25 protein-coding genes and 1 pseudogene are annotated in these 25,518 nt (G+C 34.6%); 19 read left to right on the forward strand and 7 right to left on the reverse strand.

All coding sequences use genetic code 11. The features are described from left to right. Positions 1-389 precede the first annotated feature (389 nt). Together CAO17_RS19825 and CAO17_RS19830 are read right to left on the reverse strand one after the other, a co-directional pair. Positions 390-1,610 carry an MFS transporter gene (locus CAO17_RS19825; RefSeq protein ID WP_179152001.1) on the reverse strand — a complete coding sequence of 407 codons (1,221 nt, stop codon included), beginning with the start codon at positions 1,608-1,610 and terminating at the stop codon, positions 390-392. Positions 1,611-1,668: 58 nt separating this feature from the next. Beyond that, positions 1,669-2,244 carry a TetR/AcrR family transcriptional regulator gene (locus CAO17_RS19830; RefSeq protein WP_085994196.1) on the reverse strand — a complete coding sequence of 192 codons (576 nt, stop codon included), beginning with the start codon at positions 2,242-2,244 and terminating at the stop codon, positions 1,669-1,671. Positions 2,245-2,663: 419 nt separating this feature from the next. Between CAO17_RS19830 and CAO17_RS19835 the strand changes: the two genes are divergently transcribed. The 5 genes and pseudogenes from CAO17_RS19835 to CAO17_RS19855 all read left to right on the forward strand — a co-directional run bounded on the left by CAO17_RS19835 (position 2,664) and on the right by CAO17_RS19855 (position 8,397). Further along, positions 2,664-3,710 (forward strand): ArsR/SmtB family transcription factor, encoded by a 1,047-nt coding sequence (locus CAO17_RS19835; RefSeq protein ID WP_085994197.1) that lies wholly within the window; start codon positions 2,664-2,666, stop codon positions 3,708-3,710. Between the two features lie 24 nt (positions 3,711-3,734). Further along, positions 3,735-4,967 (forward strand): annotated as a pseudogene (locus CAO17_RS19840) (MFS transporter). A 451-nt stretch (positions 4,968-5,418) separates the two neighbouring features. Then, positions 5,419-5,943: a sigma-70 family RNA polymerase sigma factor gene (locus tag CAO17_RS19845; RefSeq protein WP_085994198.1), complete on the forward strand. Its 525-nt coding sequence runs from the start codon at positions 5,419-5,421 to the stop codon at positions 5,941-5,943. Next, entirely contained in the window at positions 5,936-6,832 is an 897-nt protein-coding gene (locus CAO17_RS19850) for an LCP family protein (RefSeq protein ID WP_085994199.1), read from the forward strand. Before CAO17_RS19845 ends, CAO17_RS19850 begins: the two co-directional genes overlap by 8 nt. 251 nt (positions 6,833-7,083) lie before the next feature. Further along, positions 7,084-8,397, forward strand: a complete 1,314-nt coding sequence (locus tag CAO17_RS19855) for an alpha/beta fold hydrolase (protein WP_085994200.1) — start codon at positions 7,084-7,086, stop codon at positions 8,395-8,397. 590 nt (positions 8,398-8,987) lie between these two features. Here the strand turns inward: CAO17_RS19855 and CAO17_RS19860 are convergent. Further along, positions 8,988-9,440, reverse strand: coding sequence for a hypothetical protein (locus CAO17_RS19860; RefSeq protein WP_085994201.1), 453 nt, complete (start codon positions 9,438-9,440; stop codon positions 8,988-8,990). Between the two features lie 203 nt (positions 9,441-9,643). Between CAO17_RS19860 and CAO17_RS19865 the strand changes: the two genes are divergently transcribed. Then, the gene (locus CAO17_RS19865; protein ID WP_245831882.1) at positions 9,644-10,138 is read left to right on the forward strand and encodes a hypothetical protein; all 495 of its coding nucleotides are present in this window, start codon (positions 9,644-9,646) and stop codon (positions 10,136-10,138) included. A gap of 501 nt (positions 10,139-10,639) precedes the next feature. Next, positions 10,640-11,164, forward strand: a complete 525-nt coding sequence (locus CAO17_RS19870; protein ID WP_143833790.1) for a hypothetical protein — start codon at positions 10,640-10,642, stop codon at positions 11,162-11,164. A gap of 150 nt (positions 11,165-11,314) precedes the next feature. Here CAO17_RS19870 and CAO17_RS19875 read toward each other — a convergent pair whose 3' ends face one another. Further along, positions 11,315-12,553 (reverse strand): IS110 family RNA-guided transposase, encoded by a 1,239-nt coding sequence (locus CAO17_RS19875; RefSeq protein ID WP_085994203.1) that lies wholly within the window; start codon positions 12,551-12,553, stop codon positions 11,315-11,317. Between the two features lie 287 nt (positions 12,554-12,840). Between CAO17_RS19875 and CAO17_RS19880 the strand changes: the two genes are divergently transcribed. The 11 genes from CAO17_RS19880 to CAO17_RS19930 all read left to right on the forward strand — a co-directional run bounded on the left by CAO17_RS19880 (position 12,841) and on the right by CAO17_RS19930 (position 21,915). Beyond that, positions 12,841-13,173, forward strand: coding sequence for a hypothetical protein (locus CAO17_RS19880; RefSeq protein WP_085994204.1), 333 nt, complete (start codon positions 12,841-12,843; stop codon positions 13,171-13,173). A gap of 142 nt (positions 13,174-13,315) precedes the next feature. Next, positions 13,316-14,569, forward strand: a complete 1,254-nt coding sequence (locus CAO17_RS19885) for an aminopeptidase (protein ID WP_085994205.1) — start codon at positions 13,316-13,318, stop codon at positions 14,567-14,569. 163 nt (positions 14,570-14,732) lie between these two features. Further along, entirely contained in the window at positions 14,733-15,155 is a 423-nt protein-coding gene (gene fosM, locus CAO17_RS19890) for a FosM family fosfomycin resistance protein (protein WP_085994206.1), read from the forward strand. 148 nt (positions 15,156-15,303) lie between these two features. Further along, entirely contained in the window at positions 15,304-15,477 is a 174-nt protein-coding gene (locus tag CAO17_RS21205) for a hypothetical protein (RefSeq protein ID WP_179152002.1), read from the forward strand. 507 nt (positions 15,478-15,984) lie between these two features. Then, a complete protein-coding gene (locus CAO17_RS19895) occupies positions 15,985-16,230 on the forward strand; it encodes a hypothetical protein (RefSeq protein WP_085994207.1) in 246 nt (81 codons plus the stop codon). A gap of 102 nt (positions 16,231-16,332) precedes the next feature. Continuing rightward, positions 16,333-17,430 carry a M1 family metallopeptidase gene (locus CAO17_RS19900; protein ID WP_085994208.1) on the forward strand — a complete coding sequence of 366 codons (1,098 nt, stop codon included), beginning with the start codon at positions 16,333-16,335 and terminating at the stop codon, positions 17,428-17,430. Positions 17,431-17,803: 373 nt separating this feature from the next. Beyond that, positions 17,804-18,235: a hypothetical protein gene (locus CAO17_RS19905; RefSeq protein WP_085994209.1), complete on the forward strand. Its 432-nt coding sequence runs from the start codon at positions 17,804-17,806 to the stop codon at positions 18,233-18,235. A 454-nt stretch (positions 18,236-18,689) separates the two neighbouring features. Next, a complete protein-coding gene (locus CAO17_RS19915; protein ID WP_085994211.1) occupies positions 18,690-18,884 on the forward strand; it encodes a hypothetical protein in 195 nt (64 codons plus the stop codon). A 172-nt stretch (positions 18,885-19,056) separates the two neighbouring features. Beyond that, positions 19,057-20,322 (forward strand): amidohydrolase family protein, encoded by a 1,266-nt coding sequence (locus tag CAO17_RS19920; RefSeq protein ID WP_085994212.1) that lies wholly within the window; start codon positions 19,057-19,059, stop codon positions 20,320-20,322. A gap of 140 nt (positions 20,323-20,462) precedes the next feature. Beyond that, complete coding sequence (locus CAO17_RS19925; protein ID WP_085994213.1) at positions 20,463-20,747, forward strand: hypothetical protein; 285 nt, start codon at positions 20,463-20,465, stop codon at positions 20,745-20,747. Positions 20,748-20,931: 184 nt separating this feature from the next. Further along, the gene (locus CAO17_RS19930; protein ID WP_085994214.1) at positions 20,932-21,915 is read left to right on the forward strand and encodes a nucleoside hydrolase; all 984 of its coding nucleotides are present in this window, start codon (positions 20,932-20,934) and stop codon (positions 21,913-21,915) included. Positions 21,916-22,462: 547 nt separating this feature from the next. Here the strand turns inward: CAO17_RS19930 and panB are convergent. The 3 genes from panB to CAO17_RS19945 form a co-directional block, all read right to left on the reverse strand. Continuing rightward, on the reverse strand, positions 22,463-23,293 hold the full coding sequence (gene panB / locus CAO17_RS19935; protein WP_085994215.1) for a 3-methyl-2-oxobutanoate hydroxymethyltransferase: 831 nt from the start codon (positions 23,291-23,293) through the stop codon (positions 22,463-22,465). Then, positions 23,290-24,132 (reverse strand): Rossmann-like and DUF2520 domain-containing protein, encoded by an 843-nt coding sequence (locus CAO17_RS19940; protein WP_085994216.1) that lies wholly within the window; start codon positions 24,130-24,132, stop codon positions 23,290-23,292. The genes panB and CAO17_RS19940 overlap by 4 nt, the downstream gene beginning before the upstream one ends. Before the next feature lie 211 nt (positions 24,133-24,343). Beyond that, positions 24,344-25,114 (reverse strand): SDR family NAD(P)-dependent oxidoreductase, encoded by a 771-nt coding sequence (locus CAO17_RS19945; RefSeq protein ID WP_085994217.1) that lies wholly within the window; start codon positions 25,112-25,114, stop codon positions 24,344-24,346. Positions 25,115-25,281: 167 nt separating this feature from the next. On the opposite strand from CAO17_RS19945, the gene CAO17_RS19950 reads away from it, so the two are divergent. Next, positions 25,282-25,467, forward strand: coding sequence for a hypothetical protein (locus CAO17_RS19950; protein WP_085994218.1), 186 nt, complete (start codon positions 25,282-25,284; stop codon positions 25,465-25,467). Positions 25,468-25,518 lie beyond the last annotated feature (51 nt).

The following is a 25,518-nucleotide window of genomic DNA, read 5'->3' on the forward strand; positions in this document are numbered from 1 at the left end:
AAGGGTAGTCGCCTATTTATTTAAGAGTTTTTGTTTTATTGAACTTTTATTTTTTTACTTTTAATCAAATTTACTTAAACAAACGGGGTGGTTTCTAGAAAAACGAGGAATGCTTATTTTTCTATTTGGCTGGATAGTGGAAGAGTCCAGATTAGTCTTTATTCAACAATCGGTCCATATAATTGAACAACATCTTTAGAATAAATGTAGAATAGGATTATGCAAAAAGGTATTGGAGAAGTGTATGAGGTATTTTGGTTATAATCTTATTTTGGCATAGGCCAAATCGAATATAGATAAGTAAAAATAGTGATTATTTGCTCCTGATGTAGAAGATAATACAACCCCAAAAATTAGACTTTTACTCTAACTTTTGGGGACATTGATAGTCAGGACACGTGTTTGCTTTTGGTTTTTGATAAATTTATTTTATTATTTTTTATTAAATGAACTAATAAGACGATTAAAGGAAAAGCTGTTCCAATAAGTAAAGTTACTTCGCTATTAAATTTATAGTAGGAATAACTTCCAATCCATGAACCAAAGGCTCCTCCCAAAAAGAAAATGGTCATATATAAGCCATTAAGTCTATTTCTTATCTCGGGATGCAAACTAAAGATAACTTTTTGACCTAATAATAAATTTCCCGATACGCCAATATCAATGCTAATTCCGGAGATAAGAATTAAAATGACACTAAATAGTGAATGATCTTTAACAAAGAATAATAGTACGATAGATAATAGTACGAGCGCCATTGAAATATTAGTCATTGTATAAATATAACCCTTATCCGCTATTTTACCAATAGTAGGAGTTAGTAAAGCTCCAGCTATTGCAGCAAAGCCAAATAATGCAATCTCAATATTTGAAAAATGTAATGGCTCAGACCTTAATAAAATGGGGATAACTGTCCAATAAAGACTAAATGTTGCAAATAAACATGCGTGATAAAATGCTCTTTCTTGTAAAGGCGATGTATTTATTAGTAGCTTCACCATAGAAGCTATTAAATTTGGATATGATATGTTACTAGTCGATACTACTTCATAGTTGGGCAAAAATTTTATAATTAACAGTAATACTGCAACTAACATTATTGCTGAACAAAGAAAGACTGCTCTCCAGCCGAACCAGTCAGCTATTCCGATAGATAAAGGGCGAGCAATCATAATCCCAATCAATAAGCCACTCATCACTTTACCCACATATTTACCTGACTCTCCGATGGGCACAATCCTCATTGTTAGTGGAACTAACATTTGAGCCGCACAAGCTCCAATACCAATTATGGATGTTAATATTAAAAAAACAATTCCATTTGCCGAAATAAGCGTACCAATTAATGAAATAATAGAAAGCCCGATAAGAATAACAATTATTTTCTTACTTTTAAATAAGTCAGCCATTGGTACGATAAAAAATAATCCCAATGCATACCCAATTTGTGTCAAGGTAGTGAGCAATCCAGATAAATCAGAAGAGATGTTCAGATCTTCTGCAATGAATTGTACAATTGGTTGTGCATAATAAATATTAGCAGCAAGTGAACCACAACTAATCGCCAAAATAAATATTAGAAAATTTGTCTTTATAGTCAACTTTATCATTCCTTTTGTTTATTCTTATTTTTGGAACTATCATTCCAAAATGCCTAAAAAAGAAAGACTATAGGTCTGCAATAGTCTTATCCACTAGATTATAGGCTAGATATTTCTCTTTTTTATATCTAGACATTAAATTAATACTGTGATTTAAACTTAATAAAGAATATGCAACTAATTCAGCGTTAGCCTCTTGTGAAATTTCTCCTTTCTTTTTTCCTTCTTCAATGACTTGCTGAAAAACCTTCTCAAGTTCATTAAAATCGTTTAAAAGTATTTCTTCTATAGAAGGATCAATATTTCCAATAAGCAGTGAAGAATTAGTTATAATACAACTTTTGGGAATGTCATCTGAATAGCATTCTTCAATATGTTGATAAAAAAAGGATTTAAGTGATGCTTTAGAGTCTATTCCTCTAAAAAGTAGATTTCTTTTTCGATAGCCATAGTTTTTATAATGCTCTAATACCAGTTTGAAAAGTTCTTCCTTATTACCAAAACTATCGTAAAGCGTAGATCGACTAATTCCCATCGCTTCAATAAGATCTGAGATAGATGTAGCGTCATAGCCTTTTTCCCAGAATAAATACATAGCTTTATTCAAAGCATGTTCTTTGTTAAAACTAATACTTCTACCCAATTTACCACACCCCCATTCATATAAGTTAGTGTTAGTATACAAGTTACGGAACGGTAAGTCCAGAAAAATTTATTTTGAAAGCAATGCCTACGTTAAAGGGCACTGTTCTTTAATAATAAGGCATCTTGTAAGGGTAACACATTTAAATTTAAGGGAATAAGTTTATGAAAGTGTGAAAATTATGAAGTTTTGAGCTTAAACTAACTGGCGCCTTACCGCTACAATGGTAATGCTTTTCTGTATGTAAATGGCAGTTTAGGGTAAGAAGACCTTTAACAACAGAGTCTATAAACGGAATAGCAATTAAATATAAGGACAAAAGACATTCTACATAAAAGAATGTCTTTTTTATTATTTTATACAAAGTATATTGAATATAGTATTCTAATTATATAGAATAGGAGTTAGGAGGCGATTATATGGAGTTATTTTCCACAGGTATTAAACGGGATAGAGAAAAATATATCGTTGAGATCAAAAGCTCTCTTTTATGGGAATCAGCTTTAGGGATAGCAGCTATTACTAATGAATCACTGATCGATACACTGGACCTTTCTGAAGAGGATAAAATTTCCATTACCCAATCATTATCGATGGAGATGAAAGAACAACTTGAATTTGTCCAAAAACACAATACCTGGAAGACGATTCTTCAGATCCTTCACCAAAAAGATTTCGCAGATCTAATTTCCTTTAACAAGTATGTAATGAGTTTATCGTTTATGGAATTAAAGAGCATTGCAATTCCATACCTAGGGAAAGGACAAGAAGAATTAAAAAGTGATCTACTAAAAGGGTCAGAAGAAGCACTTAAGGAATTACAGGACATGACAAAAGAACACCCATTCCTTCCGTCATACCTTGAATTTATTAGTAAAGTGTCTTTTGAGGAACTGAAAAGTCACTTAATTGAAGTTATGACTGGTTGGTTTAAAGCTGTAATTGAGCCTAATAAAGAAAAACTGAAATCTATCCTCTTAAGGGATAAAGCTTTGAAGGAAAAAATGCTGAATAGTTTAGAACCAGATCAGTTTGTTGAATGGGCAACAGATGGTGTGAAATATCCCCCAGAGCCGAGTGTACATAAGGTTTTACTTATTCCCCATTTTATTTATCGACCATGGAATGTTGAAGCTGATTTGGAAGGAGTAAAAGTTTTTTATTATGCCGTAGCAAATGAAAGTATTTCAGGTGAAAGTAAATTTGTTCCTAATAAACTCCTAGTACAAAGGTTTAAAGCCTTAGGAGATGAAACTCGTTTAAAAATTTTGAAATTGATAAAAGAGAAAAATGTATCATTACAAGAGTTAACAACTAAGTTGGATTTGGGTAAAACAACTGTTCATCATCATTTAAAAATATTAAAGTCTGCAAGGCTAGTGTCTCAGAAATCAAATGAATACAGCATAGATATTAAAGCGATAGAGAATTTACCAATGGAACTCGAAATTTACTTGGAAAAGTAAATTATAAAAGGGGTGGAGACCTTCATGGGAGATTCAACTGCACGTGTTGAATTAAAGGAGGAAGTGCCTGAATTTAAAAAGAATTACCCTGTATTTAGATTTATTGGTGGAAACTTAGTTTCTTTCTTCGGTGATCAAATATATTTAATTGCTCTACCTCTAATTGTGGTAACTATCACTGGTTCACCTTTAAGTATGGGAATAGTAGCAGCACTAGAGAGACTACCTATTTTAATTCAGCCGTTTACTGGAGTGTTGGCAGATAATTTTAGTCGTAAGAAAATTTTAATGGTATGTGACTTAGGGAGATTTTTAACAATAGGTACTTTAGGTATATTATACATAATGGAAAACTTGCTTATATGGGAAGTATATGTAGCTGCTTTCGTTGTTGGTGTCTTAACCCAAGTATATAATACATCTCAGTTTGCCTCTGTACCTCAGTTAGTACAAAAAAAAGATCTGCAATTGGTAAGCTAAATAAATACAGGGATATTTCAAATGGCTGTATTTATTGCCCCAGGATTAGGTGGAATTCTTATTAGCATTTATAATCCTGGAATAGGTTTAATTATTAACAGTTTATCTTTCTTTGTGGGATTTCTGGTTATATTGGGTCTTAACATAGAGAGTAACTTACAACAAGGAAAAATTACTAGTACAAAATTTTTTGCGGATATTAAAGAAGGTTTTACCTTTGTCATATACCAGAAGCCAATTTTATACTCAAATCTAGCTATGCTTTTCTCGTTATTTGGGACAACGCTTTTTTTAACAATGCTTGTTATTCATTTAAAATCCACAGTAGGATTAGATGCGATTCGCATAGGCTACATACTTTCTATTGGTGGAGTAGCTGCAATAGTTGGTGCTTTAATGACTAATGTATTAAAAAGATATTTTACTTACAGAGGTATTTTATTTATTGCTGGTGTTGTGGGAGGGGGTTCAATTATAGCTTTTGGTTTATATGATTCGTTTATTTGGTTAGTAATAATGAATGCATTGGGAACAATCTGTGCGGCCATTATGAGTCCCTGTATCGTGACCATAAGACAAAAGCTTAGTCCTGATCACTTATTAGGTCGTGTACAAGCTACTAGTCGCTTTATGACATGGTTATTGATGCCTGTTTCAGCTTTAGTTGCCGGCATCATAGGTGAATACTTGGGGACCACTCCGACTTTATTAATCGGAGGAATAATTGCTATAATAGCATCTTTTATTTATTTGCACCCTTCTCTTAATGATGTATAGAATTACGACATTATTTGATGGAAAATAATAACTTTTTAACAAATAGCAAGATAATGAAACAGAATGATTAAGATACCTAATTAAATTCAGTTACTTTATAACTGGTGCGATTGCTCAATGAGGGTAATCGCTTTTTGTGCTAATGGCAGGATAATGGAAGAATGGTAAATCTAGGCTTCTCTAAATGTACAAATTTGTTTAACATCTTGAACATTAACGTATGAAGTGTTTTAAGATTATAAATAGAGATTTGGATTCACTAAAAAGTTGTTAATAAAACATAGAGCATTATTTGCAAGATTAACGTTATCTTGTACGTAATGCTTTTTTTTACAAGTAATGATTCGGTTTAGGTAAATGTGGGAATATTCACTCAAGACTCTGAAACAATTTTAATTCGTCTTTCGTCTAAAGGTCGAATTCTAATACAGGTTGGAAAAGAGGTGTGGTTATGGATAAAGCTAGAAAGGAAGATAAATTAGAAGAAATAATGATAGAACATGGGAGCGATTTGGTTAGGTTGGCATTTAATTACGTAAAAGATAAAGAGACTGCAAAGGATATGGTTCAAAATACTTTTATCAAATGCTATGAAAACTTAGATAAATTCCGTTATGATTCATCGATAAAAACGTGGTTGTATAGAATCACGATTAATCAGTGTAAAGACTATTTAAAAAGTTGGCATTACAGGAAAGTGCAGACGAAAAGTGTTTTTGAAAGTGCGGTTAAATCCTTTTTACCTTTAACAGAAGAAAAGGTTATTAAGGAATCAGAATCAGAGGAATTGAAAAATGTTATATTTTCCTTGCCCAAAAACTATCGCGAAGTTATCTATCTATATTACTACAAGTCCTTAACAATCAATGAAGTGGCTGAAGTAACTGAATTAAACCTGAATACAGTTAAAACAAGGTTAAGAAGAGCAAAGCAAAGATTAAAAACTTTAATTGAGGAGGCGGGCATTTATGGATAAGTCTAATAAGGAATTTCCTTCATTTGAGGATGATCATGATTTAACTTTTACTAAAGACGATAGGATAGAAACCTTTAAAAAAATTCAGGAAAACTATAATGGAAAACAAGATAACGGTAGCACTTTTTTTCGTATTGGTAAACGTTACGTTGGCCCCATATTAGGGACTGTACTGGTATTAATCCTAGCAATTGGCTTACTTTTACCGAATTTATATTCAGGTAATGAAATGAGTCAAGAAAATCCGAGTAAACAACAAGCATCTACACAGGAGGATTTTTCCTTTTCAGCCTTAATAATGGGAGAAGATTCATCTGATGATAGTAATCACAGAAGTACTATAAATATTTTACTTACTTATAATAACAATGACAATAGCGTGAAATTGGTACCCATTCCTCGTGATACGTACGTTAAGATATATGATTCGGAAGGAAAAATAATTGGTGAGGATAAGTTAGCACATGCATCAGCTTTAAACTACCCAAACCCTCAGGCTGTTTTGACAACGGTGTCGGATCTATTTACTGATATCTCTATCGATTATTACGCAGTTATTCCAGAAGGGGATATATACGGAGAATTAGGAATTAGTAAAAATGAGGCCAGGAATAATCCATTCACAACTAATGAAATTGGATATTTAATGAAAGAACGATTATCCTTTTCTCAGATTAAAAATCTTTTGGAGGAAAGTGAAACAAATATTCCGGGTGAGATAATAAATCAATTCCAAATGGAGGAAGGTAATGCAGAATCTATTCAAGTGATTGATATGGAAAAAGGGATAGAAGAAACATTTATTAATGGTATATATTACGTAGAGATCAATGAAGGTTTATTAGAAACGATCTCTAATACTTTAAAGCAGCATTTGGGTGACAAATAGTCATATAAACTTCAACAAAATATAGATGTAAGGATTAACAGAGAGTACTTAAATTTTCAGGTACAATAGTTGAAAAATGAGATCATCAAATGATGGTCTTTTTCTTTTATTATTAATTTTAGAAAACTACAATGGAAGTATATGGAAGTATTAGGTATTATGCTATGGCTTATGAGGGATGAATTTATCTTCAATCTAAGAGTACAATGACAAAATTGTAAAACCAAACATCAGGAAGGTAGGACGAAAAGATGGGAAAGATAGGCCATAAAACAAATGAAGGTACTCCATCGATTTTTAAGAAAATTTCAGCTTGGATTTTGTTGCTCTTATCTGGCATTGTAGGAATGATCATTTCGATGATTGCGACAATATATTTTGCGGGAATTTCCGGAAGTAGAATTATTGCTTTTGTTGCTGGGATAGTTCTTCTCGTTATCCTTGCAGGTGGAGGTGGATATTTTGCAGGACGAGTGTTAAAAGGAAAGCAGACAAGGTCTATCAGAAAATACACTATGTTTTCTGCCGGAATAACTTTAGCTTTGACAGGATCGCTCGTGTTTGGATTCCTATATACTCCTGTCGAATCCAATCCAATGCAGCCGAGTGATAAGGTTCATTATTGGGATTTAGCTACTGGTTCACGGATTGCGTATACACGGATCTCAGAGGATGTGGATAAGCCATATCCTGTTTTACTTGTTCATGGAGGAGCAGGCGCACCGTCGTTGGAGCACGATGATTATGCTAATGCTCTGTCAAGAGAAGGATATGACGTATACAACTATCATCAAGTCGGTGCAGGCCTTTCCAGTCGGCATAATCCGGATGAGTATACAGTAGAGAGACAAGTACAGGATTTGGAAGCAATCCGTCACCAATTAAATGTGGAAAAAGTGATTTTAATCGGTGAATCATGGGGCGGTACACTGACCGCAAATTATATGGCAGCTTATCCCAATAATGTTGAAAAGGCCGTTTTTGTGTCACCAGGGGGCATCTGGCTTCATAAGGACAGTGATATTGGACCTAAATTGAATGAAGTCGGAAAAAAAGATCAAAATGAAGTAGTTTCAGAAAATCTGCGCTTTACCGTAGCTCAAATCATTTCTCAAGCAGGAGGGGCACAAGGTCTATACGTCTTGATGCCAGAAAAATATCTTGATGGATTATATGAACGTTTTGTAGATATGCTTAACATGGAACCGGGTAACCCGAATCCGGATACGAATGAGGTTCCTCCTTCTGAAGGGTTTGGTTTCTGGGTTAATGTAATGATGGCATTGGATTCTCAGAATGTACCAGATCCGCGTCCATCTTTGAAGAAGAATACAACGCCTGTCTTGGTTTTTCGTGGACAACATGATTATATTGCTTGGGAGCAAACCCGCGAATTCCGGGATACATTCCCAAACTCCAAGCTACTACCAGTTGAGGGGCTTGGACACGTAATAACTAAGCCCTACCAGCAGACTTACACAGAGGCCATTGTTAAATTTTTAAATGGTGAAGAGCTTCCTATCGAACCCTATAACGGGATAGAAAATCCCTTTTCTGTTCAATAACTAATTGATGGAAGAAGTTAAGTTGTGCGTTTATAAAATAACGATTGACAATCGTGGTGAGGTGTATAAATGACCTAATTAATGACTGTATAGACAAAGGAAATGTCATTTGTTTTTTTTTGTAGTAATTTCTCTTTAATATTCTAGAAATATATTCTACAAATTTCTTGTAACGGTCTACAATTCTTCAGTTGTAGGATTGTTATCGTACCAATTTTGATGTTACCCAAATAATCAATAAGTAGTTTAGCTTGTAGCCCATAAGCGTTCAACGTTTGTGCAGAAAATCCCTCAATCTTCTAATCTACCACATATGCCTTTATTGCATCCGACAATAACATAATTGCTCACTCCCAAAATTTATTATTATCAGCATCATTTCTAAGTTGTTGAATAAAGTAGTTTTTTATAATATTCGAATGGATTTATTGGGATTTAATGTTAGGATTAAGATATGATATTAAGCTAACTTGGCAGTTTAGTATAAGAAGAAATATTAAAACTTTTTAATAGAAGGCTTTTCTATAATAAGGAAACCGATATGAAAAGCAAAAAGGAGAGCGAGTTTCCTCTTCTCTCCTTACTACTTTTTATTGTTTAAAAATAAATTCTTCTCTGAAATTCCGTTTGTACTTACTAGAATCTTCGCCTTCCTTTGTCCAAGTAACAATAACTTTCAATTTCGTTGCCTGAGTAAATATAGGGAAATTCTGATGACCAACGGATTTAACATCCTTTTCCGTTTCTAAATCAGGAGTAACAGTGAATATTTCAAAATCAAACGATGAATTTGGGTCGTCTCTGTACGCTTCAACCCTTTCTATTTTAACTTTTTCATCGCCAATATATTTGATATCCATACTGTAAAAATTAACATCAGGTTTTGGGGTGTGTTCATTGCTTTTAGGTTTATCAATAACTACTTCCCATTGGTTTGATTTTTCTGATGATGGTAACTTCTCAAGCGATGATGCCATTCCGCTGATGGGAAATAACAGAAATGATAAAATTGTGGTGAAAATAAATGCTTTAATAAATTTCATAACTCATTCACCTCCTTTTTTATTTAGTATGCAAATAACTTGGGAATATATTCAAAAGAATATTGTATATTCAGCTTATTGTGCTAACGGGTGCGAATCTGCAACAAGGGTTCGCTTATTTCCTTTATTGAAGTATAACTGCTCCTTTAGTATAAGAAGGAAAATTTTAAAATGATATAATAACCTCAAGAGGTGATAGTGTTTTGTTGTTTCTGAAAAAAGGAAAGAAATTATTTTCGTTTGGTGTGTTGTTAGTGATACTTTTACTTTCAGGCTGTGATGGTGGTGAGAAAACGGTAGAAAGTAATTACTATTTATCATTATCGGGAGAAAGTGAAAGTTGGAAAGTAGATTCTTATGAAATTTTGATTAAACCTGAAACATTTGATGTAGGGAATGGAAACGTGACTATGAAAAATAAAACTGAATTTAGTACCGATTTCTTTAGTATTGGGGTTTATGCTGTTATTGATAATAAAGATACGGTAATTCAGAGAAGGTCTGTTACAGGAAGTGAATCAGATATATCCGAAACATCTATGGGTGCAACAGAAGGCGGAACTTTACTCAATGAAAATGGAGAACCTGTTTCTCTTGAAAACATTAGCGATATCTATATGATTATTGAATGGAAAGATAATAAAAAGACAAAGGAAGAAAAAGTAGATTTATTTAATAAAGAAGGTTTATTGAATTAACGGGTGCATTACTTTAACAACAGGAGCAGTCATATGTGGTTGCTCCTGTTACTATTATTCTTCAACTATTGAGCAGGTTAGCGGTGCGAAATGTTTCTGGCTTAAATTGAGAATGGTCACATTTTTCAGGTAAAGGATAGTTCTTATTGGAACTGAAGGATTATATCAAAGAATAAATGGCGGAGTAACGTCCTGAAGGATTCTCTCTTAGTCTAATAGCACTGGATTTAGTAAGAATAATAGTGTTATAAGCTCGGTGAAAAGGCGTGAGAAATTACCGTACCAGTTCGGCTGACGAAAGCCTACTCGATGAGTTATTGAAATGGAAGATGGGAAACTTTGGAGTATTTTAAATTAAGATGGTTGTTTAATTATAGGGTGCGATTGTTCAATAGGAGCAGACGCTTCTTGTGCTAACGAAGCAGTAGAGTTTAATACCAATTAAAGTGTACTGTAACGCTTTCATATATTTATCGTCTAAATAGTAGGGGGGGTATTATGATGAATTTTAGATTTTTATTTTTTGCTTTAACTCTTATATGTCTTTTATCAATAATGGGATGTTCTGGCATAAGTGATACGGATGAAAAAGCTGATAATGATAGTGAAGTTAAGGAGGTTAGTAACAATGAAGAGTTGGACGGTTCTTCAGGAGACGTTATTCCTAAGCCACCAAGTCTAACCGTTTTTGTTGGAGAAGAGACTATTAGGCCATCGCTTGGCACTTATAGTTGGAGTATAGATAATGGAGACGGAACAGCAAGTGTAATAGAGGCAGATTCTGCCGCACCACCAGAATTGGTTAAAGACAGTAATCCAATGCAGGTAACAGCCGATACCAATGTTGAATTAGACTTCGAGGAACAACCAGAAAGCTATACCGTTAGAATATGGGATGACGACAACAATGTTGTAAACAGCTCTGATGAAGTTGTTCTGTCTGGCAAAGGAAAAATTGTTTACGAGGTGTTAGCACATTGGGAACAAGGTACTGCAAGTTATGCCTTTTCTTTATATATTGAATAACTTCACTATTAAGCTAAACCAGCTAATAGTTGTCAATATTTTTCTCTAAAAAAATTAATTCTCTCATGATATACTAAAATTACGTATGCCAAATAACCCTCCACTACTTAGTGACTGGAAGGTTTTGTTATATTTAGTTAGATATAGGTTTTATGCTATATCTTGGAAAGTGGTTCTGTTTTTTAGTAAGGCGTAAATCCAATGTAAGAGCTTATTAACGCATGCAATAACGGCGACTCTAAAGGGTTTACCTTCTTCACGTTTCTTATCATAAAACTCTCTTAGTCTCTTATTGCGTGCTATTATCTCATCGGTTGTTTTCTTTTTACGAGAATCACGAATGCTACTTTGAACAGCCATATATAAAGCGTGCCGTAGTCTATTCGAGCCTCGTTTAGTGATTCGATTTACTGATGCTGTAAACTTACCAGAAGAGTAAACACTCGGATCCACACCAGCGAATGCAACGAGCTTTTTGGCACTATCAAATCGGTTAATCTCTCCAATCTCGGAAATAATCGTTGCAGCGATTTTTTCTCCGATTCCAGGAATAGATTGGAGGAGATGATATTCTTCAACTTCTTTAGCGAGGGCATCTATTTCTGTCGCAATCTTAGATAGATGCTCTTGGTATTGAAGTACAAGACGAACTAACATTTCAAGATTAAAGATATTACTCTGATACAGGTTGTTCTGAAATGGATTGCGACGGGCGGCTTCTTTTAACTTTTTTGCCCTTTCTTGTGCCCAAAGTTCGGAACGACTCTTACATAATTCACTAATCATCTCTGATAATTCCCTCTCACTTGCCCTTAACACAGCTTCAGATGTTGGGAATGCTAGTAAAGTAAGTAATGATACCTTTGAATATAGGCTTCCAAATACACCCCTATATTCAGGGAATACCTGATCTAATAAGGAATGTAACTGCAGCTTAGCTTTGGCTGAGATTTCTGCAATACTTTCTTGTTGTCTAGTAAGGTTGCGTAGATTTAAAAGTTGAATACCTCGCTTTTTATAAGGCTCTAACTCTTCTTTATAAAACAGCTCACAAAGATGATAGGCATCTATTGCGTCTGTTTTAACTTTACGCAGACTTGAACTTTTTGTCCGATGTGAAATAAGAGGGTTAACAATAATATAAACGTAATTTTGTTCTTCCAAAAATTGAGTAACTGGATAATGATAGTGACCAGTTGATTCCAAGACGACCGTAGGTTGGTTGCCGTTAGCCAATTTTTCAACTTCATGAAGGAATTCTAGTAAATTCTCCAACCCTTTAATATCATGCTTAATACTAAAGCTCTTTCGATAAGGTTTGCCTTTATCTAAAAATGCTTGAATCTGACTTTCTCCTTTAGAGACATCCAGACCAATGACTGGATTCATAGACTATCTCCTCCTAGATTATAAATTTGTCGGTATCCCCTAAGGCTTCTTGTAATGTCATAGGTTCGCTTGTTAAACGGGATCAAGTTGTCCCAACCAGCCTGAAACATGTTTATACAAGTAGGGGGTGAACAGTTTAGCTGACGGGATCTAGTCCCACGGGTGCGACGTTCTACCCCGACTACCGTAATAATAAAACCTTATAAAAAAAGGTCAACCAGTAAATTCTGGCTAACCTTATATTACGATCGGGTGCTTTACTTTAATAAATGGAGATGGAAAACTATATGAGATGTCTATGTAAACAAAAAGAAACAAATGAATTAAAAGTTGAGGGAGATGTTGGGGCAGACGCAATTTGGTGTAATCGTTGTAATTGTAACCTTGACATACAAGAAGTACCACTTTCACTCGGTTTAAAGTCGGAGCTAATGAAATGGATAGGGAAACATGGTGATTGGATAGATTGGGAAAAAGATAAAATCGTTCCTAATGGAATAAAACTCGAAGATGAACACAACAAGCAAGGAATGATATTAACAGAGAAAGTACAGAAAGAACTTGGAGTGAAATATAAAGTATCATTTTCACCTTCGACATTTGCAAGGGTATATAAATAAAATATAGTCACCCTTATTGTATTAACGGGTAGCTTTAACACAACAACGGTATTGCCTGTTTTTATAGGTGTTGGGCAGGTTAGCTTAAGTAGATCGGGTTCTGGAGTAAAATTATACAAGATCATCACAGGGGGGATATTAAATGATTAATGAAATATATGAATTTATAAGTGAGGCACGTTTAAAAAAGTATGCAGAACTTGCTGTGCGAGCTGGTGTAAATTTGCAAAAAAATCAATTATTGATTATTCATAGTGATATACAAAATGCTACGTTTGCACGTCTCATCCAAACGGTAGCCTACGAGGCAGGAGCTTCAAATGTATTGATAGATTGGACAGATGAACAGTCTACCAAGGAATTTTACTTAAATGCAGCAGATAGTGTCATCGATCACTATCCTGATTGGCAGGCTGCCCGTTTTAAGGAGTGGGACGATGCGGGTGCTGCATACATCCATATTATTTCTGAAAACTTAGATGTATTTAAGGGGGTTTCTGCAGAAAGGATAAGTCGTTTCCAAAAAGCTTCTCGTACCAAATTGAGGGATCATCATGCGAAAATTAGATCCCATGAAGTACGCTGGTGTCTTCTAGCTGTCCCATACGTTGGATGGGCAACTAAAGTATTTCCTAACCTAAGTAAAGAAGAAGCTTTACAATCATTATGGCAATTCATTTTAAAAGGATCTCGGGCAGATGGGGAAAATCCTATAAAAGATTGGGAGAGTCACAATCAATCCTTCGAGTCTCGCAAAAAAATTTTAAACGAGAGCCAATTGGAATCCCTGCATTTTACAAATAGCCGTGGAACTGATTTATTAGTTGGTCTACCTAAAAATCATCTCTATATCGGTGGGGGTGTCAGAGATAAAAATGGAATACCCTTCTTTCCGAACATTCCTACAGAAGAACTATTTACTGCACCCCATAAAAATAAGGTGAATGGCAAATTAGTAGGTACTAAACCTCTTATCTATGGGGGAAGTGTCATCGATGAATTTTATCTAATTTTTAAAGATGGTCGGATTACCGACTATTATGCCGCAAAGGGACAAGAAGTGTTACATAATCTAATCGAAACAGATGAAGGTTCACATTATCTAGGTGAAATTGCCTTGGTCTCCAATAAATCTCCTCTTGCGCAGGTAGATACTCTTTTTTACAATACCTTGTTTGATGAAAATACGGCCAGTCATATTGGAATCGGAAATGCATCTCCCTCCAATCTTCAAAATGGTAATGACCAATCTGAGGAAGAGTTGAAGGCAGCGGGGCTGAATACTTCACTTTTGTCAGTCAATGTGACCTTTGGTACCGAAGATATGAAAGTAGTGGGCATTAAAGAAGGTGGAACTGAAGTCCTGTTAATGAAGGATGGAGATTTCCAATTCTAAATCGTCTACAACTTAAAAACAAAGAAAACTGATTTCTGGTGAATTATGCTTAAAGCTAGTTATGGTGAAAACAAACTGGTGTGATTGGTTAATTAGGGTAATAGCTTATTGTGCTAAAGGGAAGATTAGTTGAATAAGGAATTCTAAGTTAGGAGTGCTAAAGATGTCTATAAAAGGACTTAACCATGTTCTATTTTCTGTTTCTAATTTAAATGATTCAATTGATTTTTATCAAAAAGTGTTTGATGCTAAATTGTTAGTAAAAGGTAGAAGCACAGCCTATTTTGATTTAAATGGTATGTGGCTTGCTCTTAATGTAGAGAAGGATATACCTCGTAATGAGATAAGTCAGTCATACACACATATTGCCTTTTCAATTGATGAAGCAGAATTTGAAAAAATGTATGACAAACTGGAAGAATTAAATGTAAACATATTGTCAGGTCGTCCAAGAGATGAAAGAGACAAGAAATCTATTTACTTTACTGACCCAGATGGTCATAAGTTTGAGTTTCATACAGGTACTTTACAAGACAGATTAGATTACTACAAACAAGAAAAAACACATATGGAGTTTTATGATTAAAAGACTTTATTTATACCGCTAACGGGTGCGTTTCTTAAATAAGAGAATGAATCCTTGTTTAATTTTAGCAGCAGGTTAATTTAAAAAAATTATTGTAATATTAATCTTGTTTTGGACATCCCCTTAATATAGAAGGGGGGGAATTCATATGTATAAAAGATTATTAGTTTGCTTGTTGTTTAGTTTATCTATCGTGACTGCCTGTAATGCAGATCCCCAAAGTTTTATTGGAGAGAGTAACAATTGGAAGGCTGAACTTAATGCTTCTTCAGATGGAACAGTTGATGGGTTCGTATTAAGCTATAAAGGGTCTGATATGTAGTCAATTGGTTTATTTAATGCAGGTGTTCACGGTGGGAACTTTGGGTTTAATACAAGTGGTGCCAAGTTAAATGAGGATGGGAATTTTATATTGGATGTAAAAGAAAATCCTAATGATCTGATTGTTAAAGAAGACAATGAGATTATCGCTACTATTGAATGGAATGGAAATACTGAGGAAATAACATTAAACGAACAATAAAGGTGTAATATCTTCTTTTATTAACTGTTGTTGTGCGTTCAATTAGCTAATGGCAGTATTCAAGTAACTGGTGCGTTAATTAAACAAGGTGATAATAAATGATCGCCTTTTTTAGAAAATTAATAATTTTGGCATATTATGTTAGTATTTAGATAGAAGTTATTAAGCTATCGGAACAGTTTAATACAATAAGAAGTTCGCAAATATGGAATTTCCTTTGAAAAATAACGTTTAGGAAAAGGGATACTCTGTACTCGTCCAGAATATATAGTTTAAAAAGAACAAACTAGAATTGAGGGCAACGTAATGAGTAAAAAGCTGGTATGGTCTTCTTTAATTTTCATAATAATGATTTCGGTTACTGCTTTAGTAATGAATAAAAACCAAAGCGGGAGTGAAAAGCCAATTATAATTGAGAACAATGCTCTTGGAGACTTCACCCCAAAAACTGTGCCACAGGGCAGTGATAGTCAGTATGATATTGAATTAACAATGACTAAAGATGGAACCTTCAACTTAGAAACGACAGTTATCATAAACAATATTTCCTAAGAATCTTGGAACAACCTTGTATTTTACTTTATTCCAAATATCTTTACGGAGAAAACCTCGCAAAAATTAAATTCTTCTATAGAAACTCCAGCAACTGTCGAATTGAATAATGTCACACTAAACGATGAACAAGTTGAGTATAATCTGGAAAAGGATACATTAAGTATCCCTCTTCCTAAGGAATTAGAGCCAGGTGAGGGTGCAAGAGTGCACTTTGATTATGAATTCACTCTCCCTGAAGGAGGATTAAGGTTTACTAAAAGTAATGATAATTACCATTTAGCTCAATTCTATCCAATGGTAGCTACATACCGGAGTAATCAATGGAATAAAAAGGATTATAGATTTAGGGGAGAAACATACCATACAGGATTCAGTGACTTTAAAGTATCCTATGAGATTCCTGAAGGTTATACCATAGTTTCTACAGGAGAGGATGATGAATACCCCAGCAAAACGGATGGAACATTTGATGTAAATGATGTAAAAGAGGTTTTTATAGCAATCCTTAAAGAACCAATGGTTATTCAAAAACAGGAAGGCGATGTAAACATAAGAGTATTTGGTTTTGAAGATAAGGAAGACTTCTATAGTGAAATTAGTGATGTCGCAGCTGGCGCTTTGCATTACTTTCAGGAGATTATAGGACCGTATCCATTTAAACAATTAGACATTGTCTTAGATGGTTTAGGGATGGAATATCCAGGTATTGTTACAGCTAATTCCATTTATGAAAGTGGTCCTGTTAATCCTGAGGTGTTGAAATATATAGTTGTTCACGAATTAGCTCATCAATGGTTTTATGGCATTATTAGCAATGATCCATATAATGATGCTTGGTTGGACGAGGGTTTTGCAAATTTTGTTACTGGTTTATATAATTTGACTAGTAATGACCAAGAAATACCATATGAATCTATGGAAGAACAGCTGGGAAGCTTAGAATCAATTCCTGTTAATTTACCACTTGATCAATATGATCGACATATGAGCTCATACATCTATTCGAAATCGAGCATAATGTTATTTAAAATATTTGAAAATAGAGGCGGAATAGAAGAGGCAGAAAATTATTTAAAGGTTTATTATGATAACTATAAATACAAAGAAGTAGATACCCAAGAATTCGTAAGATTTACAAAAAAATATTTCTCTTTAACAGATGATTTCTTTTTTAAGGAGTGGTTGTTACTTGAATAAACCTTTAAGAATTTCAGGTTTTATTTAATAATGGTAATCAGATGAATAGAAGTAGATAGTTTGTGAATTACTGTACTTAAACAAACGGGTGCGATTGTTCAATAAGGACAGTCGCTTATTCCGCTAACGGGTACGTTTAGTTATACAACAGGGATCGTCATAAATGACATTTCCCTGTTTATTTTTTGCTTCACTATCTGGGGCAGTTATGTTTAACAGGGTTTTGGGGTTAGATGGAAAATATGTGTTAGAAGAGGGGGATTTCTAAAATAACATCAGCCATTTTTATAATATTAGTACTTGTCATTGTATGTTTATCTTTATACCCAATTACAGTAGGTTGAAGATGAAATAATTGTTATTGGGGGATTAAATGAAATATTTTTTGAAGTTAAATGTTGTTAGTATTCTATACGCTCTTATGGTATTTGTTCCTCTTGAACTTATGTTAAATGTGTATAGGATAACTAGGCTAACAAATTGGGAAATAGGTACGGTGAATATTTTGACTGGTTTAACGCTTATTATTGGAATTATAGGTGGTACTATACTGATTTATTTCTTAACAAAAAAGTGGTTGGGAGAGAGAAAAGCAAACTTTTGGACAGTCGTTTTATGGATACCTTATTTTGTTCTTTTTATCTATGTATTCGCATCTGTATTTCCAATAACCAATGGTGGAGATGCCCCTAATCCTGTTACTGGTCTTTTTGCAATAGGAGGGTTGATCATTTATCCGTTTTATATATTAATTATCAATGTTGTCGGAATGACAAGTGATGATAATACAATTGGGACTGTCTAAATTAGAATAACAGAGTTGTAATTTAAAGTAACGGGTGCGTTACATAATCCTAATTCACTTTAATTTTAGGTAAAACTTGAGGGTTTTAAGAGGGGAGTTACTTTTATATGACTTCAGGTAAATTCAAATTATGGATTCCATTGATATTATTAGTTATCAATATAATCTTATTCTCTTTTACAGTTGAGGAGTTAATAGATGCTTCGATGCCTAACTATGGAGGGCCATTTAAGTTATTAACACCTGTATTTGGCTTGGTTTCATTCTTTTATATTAGAAAACATAATGCCAAAATAAATAAATTCTTAATATGGTTATTACAGGGATCGAATTGTTTTTTCATAGTTTTTCCAATTGCTATTATTATGATTTTTATGTTAGCTTTTATTTAAGTAAAGAGTGCAATTATTCAATTAGGAAGAAGCTTCTTGTGTTACAGGAGGGGGATTAAACAATGGAATTTGAGCTAAGTTTAAAAAACAAAAGAGTAAGAGTATGGTTATGGCTTATGGTTCCAGCTTTTATATTAACTTTTGGCTTGTTTATTTATTTACCTAAAGAATTTAGTATCGTACCTATTTTTCCACTAATTATTGGTTATTTCTCTTATTTATGTTGGGTGTTTGTGGAGAAGAAAAAACAGAAATAACTTGGTAAAGTAACTGGTACGTTACTGAAACAAGAGATCATCATGATGATGATCTTTTTCTTTTGAGTTAAGTATTTTGAATGTTATGTTATTATCTAACGGACAGGTTTATGATAGATGTTGTACTTAAAATTAATAAGTGAAATGTAGTTCAAAAGGAAAGGGGTATTAAATGAAGTTAAAAAATGTAACGTACCTAAATAGTAATATGAAATTTGAAACACAAGATATTGCAATTGAAAAGGCTGAAATTCGTTTTAATTTTAGTGATGCAACTGATGAAGGGGCAATAGATTGCTCGGATTATTTTGTAATCCCAGGTTTGGTTAATGCTCATTTCCATAGTTATTCCCCTCTAACTAAAGGATTGATGAAGGAAATGTCACTTCAGGATTGGTGTGATGGCTCAGAACAAGGAAAAATACAACAATTGTTTTTTGATTATATCGACAATGTAGTTTCTGAAGAAGATTTTGTGTATGTTGCTCAAAAGAGCTATATGGATATGGTTAAAAATGGGGTAACCTTTGTAAGTGACTCAGATCCACAAACGCCACAGTTACTAAGTGATGCAATAAACGAAATTGGAATACGAGGAATAATTGATACATATGAAGAGATTGGAGATTATTATGGGAAGTCTGAAGGTAATGTTTTATTTGGCACTCATTTATTAGAAGAAGAAGACTTTACTAATGCTGAATTAATAAACTTGAAAGATACAAAGGATAAATATAATCCTATAATGATGACGCATTGTTTAGAGAATGAGTGGAGATACAACATAGTAAAATCTAAATTTGGAAAATCAAGTATCGACATTTACAATGAATTGAATTTACTTGATGATAATACCATTTTCTTTCATGGTGTTTTTATGTCAAAAAGTGATATAGAGTTAGTTGCCAAATATAATAGTTCTGTTGTGCATTGTCCCATTTCAAACTTAGATACAGGAGCAGGAGTTGCAGATGTTAGTTATATGTTTGAAAAGGGTGTAAATGTTTGTTTAGGTACTGATTACGGTCATACGAACATATGGGACTTAATGCGGTTAACTTACTATTTATTAAAAATAAATAATCCCGTTCACAAATATTCTGCCGAGGATATTTTTAAAATGGCAACTGTAAATGGAGCGAAAGCATATAACTTACAGAAAATTATAGGTCAAATAAAGGAAGGTTATAAAGCGGACTTAGTATTTATTAGAAAAAATTCAGATTTAGCACCTATGCTAAACCATGAAACCTTTTCTAATTACCTCCACAATGTATTGTTTTATAGTAAAGAAGATTCCATTCAACATGTAATGGTTGATGGTAAGTGGGTTATGAAAGATAGAAAAATGGTGACAGTGGATGAAGGTAAGGTAGAGAGTAAATATAATCAAATGGCAGAAGGTTTTTTAAGTTATTTAAAGGCCCGGACGTATTGAATTAATCGGTTCAATAGTTGAACAAAGTTGTTTTTTCTCCAACTATTGGGGATGGATGTCAAAATAGGATAACTGAAGACTTTAAAATATACTTTAGATAAACATTCATCTTAAATGAAAAAATATAGGGAGGAATAGTTATGTGGGTAATATTAGGGGTGATTGCAATAGTAGTAACTTTTATCAATCTTTATTTGTATGCAACAGGAAAGGATTATAAGCTTGCTATGGCGTTAGGATTATCATTTACAGCATTAACACTTTGTGCAGACTACAGTTATCTAACTCGGTGGGTAGAAGCAGAAGATTGGGCAGCTTTAATGGATGTGGTACCTGGTATGGCAAGGGTATTATGGCTGTTGACAATTGCTTCCATCTTACTAAATATAGCACCTATACTTTTAGAACGAAAAGCTAAGAAATAGTTACATATTGATAACCTCTCTTTCATAATACTTGGAAGGAAGAACGAATTTGTTTCTTCGGCTAACTAAAATTCGGGCATTTATCCGTTTATTCCTTTCGGGGATTGTCTTTTAGGTTAATTTAGCACGTTTTGTTCTATTTCTTTCGCCATTACCAATTTTTGGGGTTCTCCCTGTTCCAGGCATGATTCATGAATTTGGGAATATTTATAGAATAGAAGGGGGAGGGGGGATTTCTATCACAAAAAAAGTTCTTTTATTTTGTGATCCTGGAATTGATGATTCTTTGGCAATTATGTATAGCATGATTGATCCCGAAATTGAACTGGTGGGGATTGTCACGAGTTATGGGAATGTAACAAAAGACCAGGCTACCGCCAATGCTGCATACTTGGTACAATTAGCAGGTAGAAACGACATACCAATTATTCCTGGTGCCTCCAAGCCAGTTCAACAAGAAGATGTAACCTTTTATCCGGAAATCCACGGGGAAGAAGGGATAGGCCCGATAAGACCTCCTAGTAATATGCAATACCAAATATATCCTTTTGATACCATTCGTCTTATCATGGAAAGATATAGAAACGAGCTCATTATTGTAGACACAGGACGTTCGACGACGCTTGCAACGGTATTTATCCTATTTCCCGATCAAATAAAATTGGTTCATTCCTTTTATGTGATGGGCGGGGCATTTTTTGTTCCAGGTAACGTAACGGCACTAGCGGAGGCCAATTTTTTTGGTGATCCGACCTCATCCAATTTCGTTCTAAAGTTTGCTCATAATCTGACCATAGCTCCATTAAATGCTACACAATTTGCCATTCTCACTCCTGATATCGTGGACGCTATTTCCAAAAATACGAAAAATATCTATGCTTTCATGATGGCCCCTGTTTTTGAGTATTACTATGAATTTTATAAAAAACAGGTACCAGGTATTCCAGGTGCACCGATTCATGACCTTCTTGCCATCATGCTTGTTAAAAATCCTGCTATCGTTGATTATATTCATTATGATGCAAATGTGATTGAGGGGTTGGAAGCAAGAGGGATGTCCTATATTGATTACCGACCAACAAGTAAAACAGGAGAAACACGAATCGCCATCCAACTTCATTACGAAGAATTTATAGAAGAATTTAATAAAGTTATGCTGCCAGAATAATCGTTGTTTGATAATCTATCTTAATGATAATGATTGCTGATATAAACATTAGAGACGATTCAGTTCAACCGTAATGATATGAGGAGGGATACTATGAAAATTTTACTTTTCATTTTAGTATCTGGTTTCATGGTGTATTTGAATATCAAACCCCATTTACCGTCTTTATGCCGATTAATGAAAAACAAATAGGCAAAAATGCTAACCAATTAAAGAATAGGTCACCGTAATTCGCTCAATAAGATTGTGAACAACAGATCCATTACATAAATAATAACGAGACTGGGACATAACTAAAGTATTTAACTCAAAAGACGAATAACGCACTACTTAGCGAAGTATATTTCCGGAGCGGTTTTTCACGCCAATCATGTTCGGATCTTGTGATAGGAAAACACTTTTGTCCCAGTCTCATTTCTGGTGTCATAAATGCCATAATACTCATTTTATCATTTACACTTACACAATGTGCTAGATACTTCCATGCTCTCCTGCAATGTGTGGTTTAAAAGTTGTAATTTGTTTTATGGCATCTTCCATCTTTCTTTCATCCGTACAACTTGTCAATGACCTCATCTGAAATGGTAAACGTATGCTCCTTACCAGGAAACGAACCTTCTTTTACTTCGGTGATATAATCTTGAAAGGCGTCTTTCATGATTTCGCCTACATTGGCAAACTGTTTGACAAACTTTGGTTTAAAGTCAGAAAAAATCGCCAACATATCCTGATATACGAGTACTTGTCCATCACAACTCGCACTAGCACCAATTCCGATGGTCGGTATGTTTATTTCTTGGGAAACGATTTCTGCTAGTTTTGCAGGCACACCTTCTAAAACAACCATAAATGCACCTGCTGCTTCTACTGCTTTGGCATCCTCGATTAGCTGTCTGGCAGCTTGTTCGGTTTTACCTTGTACTTTAAATCCACCAAAAGCATTTACAGACTGTGGGGTTAGCCCGATGTGGGCGCAAACTGGAATGGATGCATCTACAATAGCTTGGATCTGTGGACAAATCTTTACACCGCCTTCCAATTTTACCCCATTTGCTCGACCTTCTTTCATTAATCTGCCAGCATTTAATACGGAATCATAAATGGAAGTTTGATAGGACATAAATGGTAAATCGGCTAGAACAAAAGCATTACTTGCTCCTCTGCTCACAGCTCTTGTATGGTGAATGATGTCATCCATTGTTACCGATAATGTATCTTCATATCCAAGTATAACTTGTCCAAGCGAATCCCCGATTAAAAGCATATTAATTCCAACTTCATCCATTAACTTTGCCATCGAATAATCATAGCAAGTAAGCATCGTAATTTTATCGCCTTCGATTTTTTGTTTCTGTAATGACGTTACTGTATTTTTCATTCCTTTAGAACCTCCTTGATTTTTTCATAGTCCCTATCTGTATGTTTTTCTTCTGCTACTTTTAGAACCTGTCTGGATAGAGCTTTATAAACTTCCTTTTCCTGTGGTTCTAAAACTTGCAAATGATTGAAAATGGTAAGCGAATCATTTCTCTCAATGGGTCCAGTAAGTGCATCCCTTGTACCAGATGAAAGGATGTTTTTTGTATTTCCCTGAATTAACGGTGTCAGCGCTTGATGGGCTTTGTCTGGTGTAAAGCCACAATCGACAAGCATTTTCTCACCCAGGGAAACAAGCCCTATATAGAGATTACTGACCATAGATGCAGCCGCATGGTATCGGATTTTATCCTCTGCTTGGATAACTACTACTTGGTTTCCAAATCCTTCAAAAAGACGAGATAGATGGTTGAGATATCTCTCATGTCCTTCTATGGTAAAAAAAGACTTGGATAGCTCTTTATACGAATGATACTTATCATGGATGGCAAAGAGCGGATGGATCGAATAACCGAATGCATGGTGACGGCTTATATCGGAAAATACAGTCGAACTTAACAAACCACTAAAATGACTAATTATTTTGTTTTCGATTGGAAGCATTTTTAACTGTTCCCATACCTTGTTAATCATCCCGTCTGGTACGGTTAAAAATATGGCATCACTATCTTCAACCAGATCGTTGATTCCTTGATATGCGCTTGTGTTCGTAAATTCCGCTGCCTCTATCGATGATTTTGAAGTTTTGCTATAATATCCTGTCACATTTACGTTATGCTCAGTTAAATACTTTCCAAGGGATACCCCTACTTTTCCTGCCCCAATAAACCCAACCTTCATAAACTTCCTCCAATCCAAGGGACAGAGGGTCAGGTTCCTCGTCCCAATCATACCCTCTGGATATTTGTAAGCGTACTTACATTCACTATTGCAATGACTCTTGGCAAAATTGCAAAAAATCCGAATAACCGTTTTCCATGAATTCGCAAACGAAAGATTTCTATCAACGAATGATTCGAACGGTTAAATGGATTGCAACGATATGGATCTTTTAATAATGAACCGCGTTGCCTGTTCCTCCAGTTACCGCAATCACATCGCCCGTAATAGAAACGGATAATGGTGAGGATAAGAATGTAATCACATTAGCTATCTCCTCCGCTTTCACTAAGCGTCCGATGGAATTCATTTTAGAGACCTCCAGTAAATCCGCCTCATTCGGGAATCGATCTTTCGTTGTTTCGGTTTCTGTAATACCGGGATAAACGGCATTGACCGTAATGCCATGTTGACCCAATTCAACGGAAGACGACTTCGTTAAATGAACAACCGATACATTACGTGCACCAGCACTAATACTTCCAGCATTCCTCGCAGCCATCCCACTCACATTTATAATCCGTCCCCAATTATTTTTAATCATATAAGGAGCAACTGCTCGTATACAGCGGAAATAGCCCATAAACTTTTCTTCAAAGTCTTTTAAAATAAGTTCATCTTCTATATGATGGAAGTCTTCAGGCACTCCACCGCTAACACGTGCTCCATTATTCACTAAAATATCGATACTGCCCATCGCCTCTGCTGCTCGTTTCACTAAATGTTGAATCGAATCGGGATCCCCCATATCCGCAACGATGGGGTGAATATTTCTTCCCGTCTCTTCCTTTAATTCTTCCGCTGTTTCGTTTAACGACGATTCATTTCTTGAACATATTACACAATCGACGCCTTCTAAAGCCAATTGGCGAGCTATCGCTTTACCAATTCCTCTACTGCCTCCTGTAATAAGCGCCTTTTTACCAGCTAACTGCAAATCCATTACGCAACCCCCTTATGTATGGTGAAACTTTTTATTAATCCTTCCACCATTACTTTCTAGACGAAGAAGCAATTCTCCTTTAATATTGGGATGAAATATATCCCGATACTTCTATAAAATGTTTCGCTATTTCTATATTTTGTTAAAGGCAGGAAGGTGATAAGACGATGTTTAAGGAAAGCATCAGACTTCCGTTCATATTTTTTGTAGTATCGATTGTATGGCAGTTTATCGTTCATCAAGAGGTTCAGTGGGTTGATAATGTAGGGGTATCTTTTATGATGTTTTTCATTATTCTATTTTATAATTGGTCCAAGAAACCCTATCAATGGAAGAAAGACAGGAATAAATAAATAGTTCTAAAAAGGAGGTTGTTGCCATAATTATCATTTATAAAGGTTACA

Source organism: Oceanobacillus senegalensis, from assembly GCF_900176885.1.
Classification (GTDB): Bacteria; Bacillota; Bacilli; order Bacillales; family Amphibacillaceae; genus Oceanobacillus; species Oceanobacillus senegalensis.

Excerpts from the sequence above, each read along its gene's own strand:
- CAO17_RS19895 (WP_085994207.1), top strand. The coding sequence starts at position 15,985 with ATGAGTAAAAAGCTGGTATGGTCTTCTTTAATTTTCATAATAATGATT.
- CAO17_RS19925 (WP_085994213.1), top strand. The coding sequence starts at position 20,463 with ATGTGGGTAATATTAGGGGTGATTGCAATAGTAGTAACTTTTATCAAT.
- panB (WP_085994215.1), bottom strand. The coding sequence starts at position 23,293 with ATGAAAAATACAGTAACGTCATTACAGAAACAAAAAATCGAAGGCGAT.
- CAO17_RS19945 (WP_085994217.1), bottom strand. The coding sequence starts at position 25,114 with ATGGATTTGCAGTTAGCTGGTAAAAAGGCGCTTATTACAGGAGGCAGT.
- CAO17_RS19850 (WP_085994199.1), top strand. The coding sequence starts at position 5,936 with ATGGATAAGTCTAATAAGGAATTTCCTTCATTTGAGGATGATCATGAT.
- CAO17_RS19860 (WP_085994201.1), bottom strand. The coding sequence starts at position 9,440 with ATGAAATTTATTAAAGCATTTATTTTCACCACAATTTTATCATTTCTG.
- CAO17_RS19915 (WP_085994211.1), top strand. The coding sequence starts at position 18,690 with ATGGAATTTGAGCTAAGTTTAAAAAACAAAAGAGTAAGAGTATGGTTA.
- CAO17_RS21205 (WP_179152002.1), top strand. The coding sequence starts at position 15,304 with ATGTATAAAAGATTATTAGTTTGCTTGTTGTTTAGTTTATCTATCGTG.
- CAO17_RS19885 (WP_085994205.1), top strand. The coding sequence starts at position 13,316 with ATGATTAATGAAATATATGAATTTATAAGTGAGGCACGTTTAAAAAAG.
- CAO17_RS19825 (WP_179152001.1), bottom strand. The coding sequence starts at position 1,610 with ATGATAAAGTTGACTATAAAGACAAATTTTCTAATATTTATTTTGGCG.
- CAO17_RS19875 (WP_085994203.1), bottom strand. The coding sequence starts at position 12,553 with ATGAATCCAGTCATTGGTCTGGATGTCTCTAAAGGAGAAAGTCAGATT.
- CAO17_RS19940 (WP_085994216.1), bottom strand. The coding sequence starts at position 24,132 with ATGAAGGTTGGGTTTATTGGGGCAGGAAAAGTAGGGGTATCCCTTGGA.
- CAO17_RS19930 (WP_085994214.1), top strand. The coding sequence starts at position 20,932 with ATGATTCATGAATTTGGGAATATTTATAGAATAGAAGGGGGAGGGGGG.
- CAO17_RS19880 (WP_085994204.1), top strand. The coding sequence starts at position 12,841 with ATGAGATGTCTATGTAAACAAAAAGAAACAAATGAATTAAAAGTTGAG.
- CAO17_RS19905 (WP_085994209.1), top strand. The coding sequence starts at position 17,804 with ATGAAATATTTTTTGAAGTTAAATGTTGTTAGTATTCTATACGCTCTT.
- CAO17_RS19835 (WP_085994197.1), top strand. The coding sequence starts at position 2,664 with ATGGAGTTATTTTCCACAGGTATTAAACGGGATAGAGAAAAATATATC.
- fosM (WP_085994206.1), top strand. The coding sequence starts at position 14,733 with ATGTCTATAAAAGGACTTAACCATGTTCTATTTTCTGTTTCTAATTTA.
- CAO17_RS19845 (WP_085994198.1), top strand. The coding sequence starts at position 5,419 with ATGGATAAAGCTAGAAAGGAAGATAAATTAGAAGAAATAATGATAGAA.
- CAO17_RS19870 (WP_143833790.1), top strand. The coding sequence starts at position 10,640 with ATGAATTTTAGATTTTTATTTTTTGCTTTAACTCTTATATGTCTTTTA.
- CAO17_RS19920 (WP_085994212.1), top strand. The coding sequence starts at position 19,057 with ATGAAGTTAAAAAATGTAACGTACCTAAATAGTAATATGAAATTTGAA.
- CAO17_RS19950 (WP_085994218.1), top strand. The coding sequence starts at position 25,282 with ATGTTTAAGGAAAGCATCAGACTTCCGTTCATATTTTTTGTAGTATCG.
- CAO17_RS19855 (WP_085994200.1), top strand. The coding sequence starts at position 7,084 with ATGGGAAAGATAGGCCATAAAACAAATGAAGGTACTCCATCGATTTTT.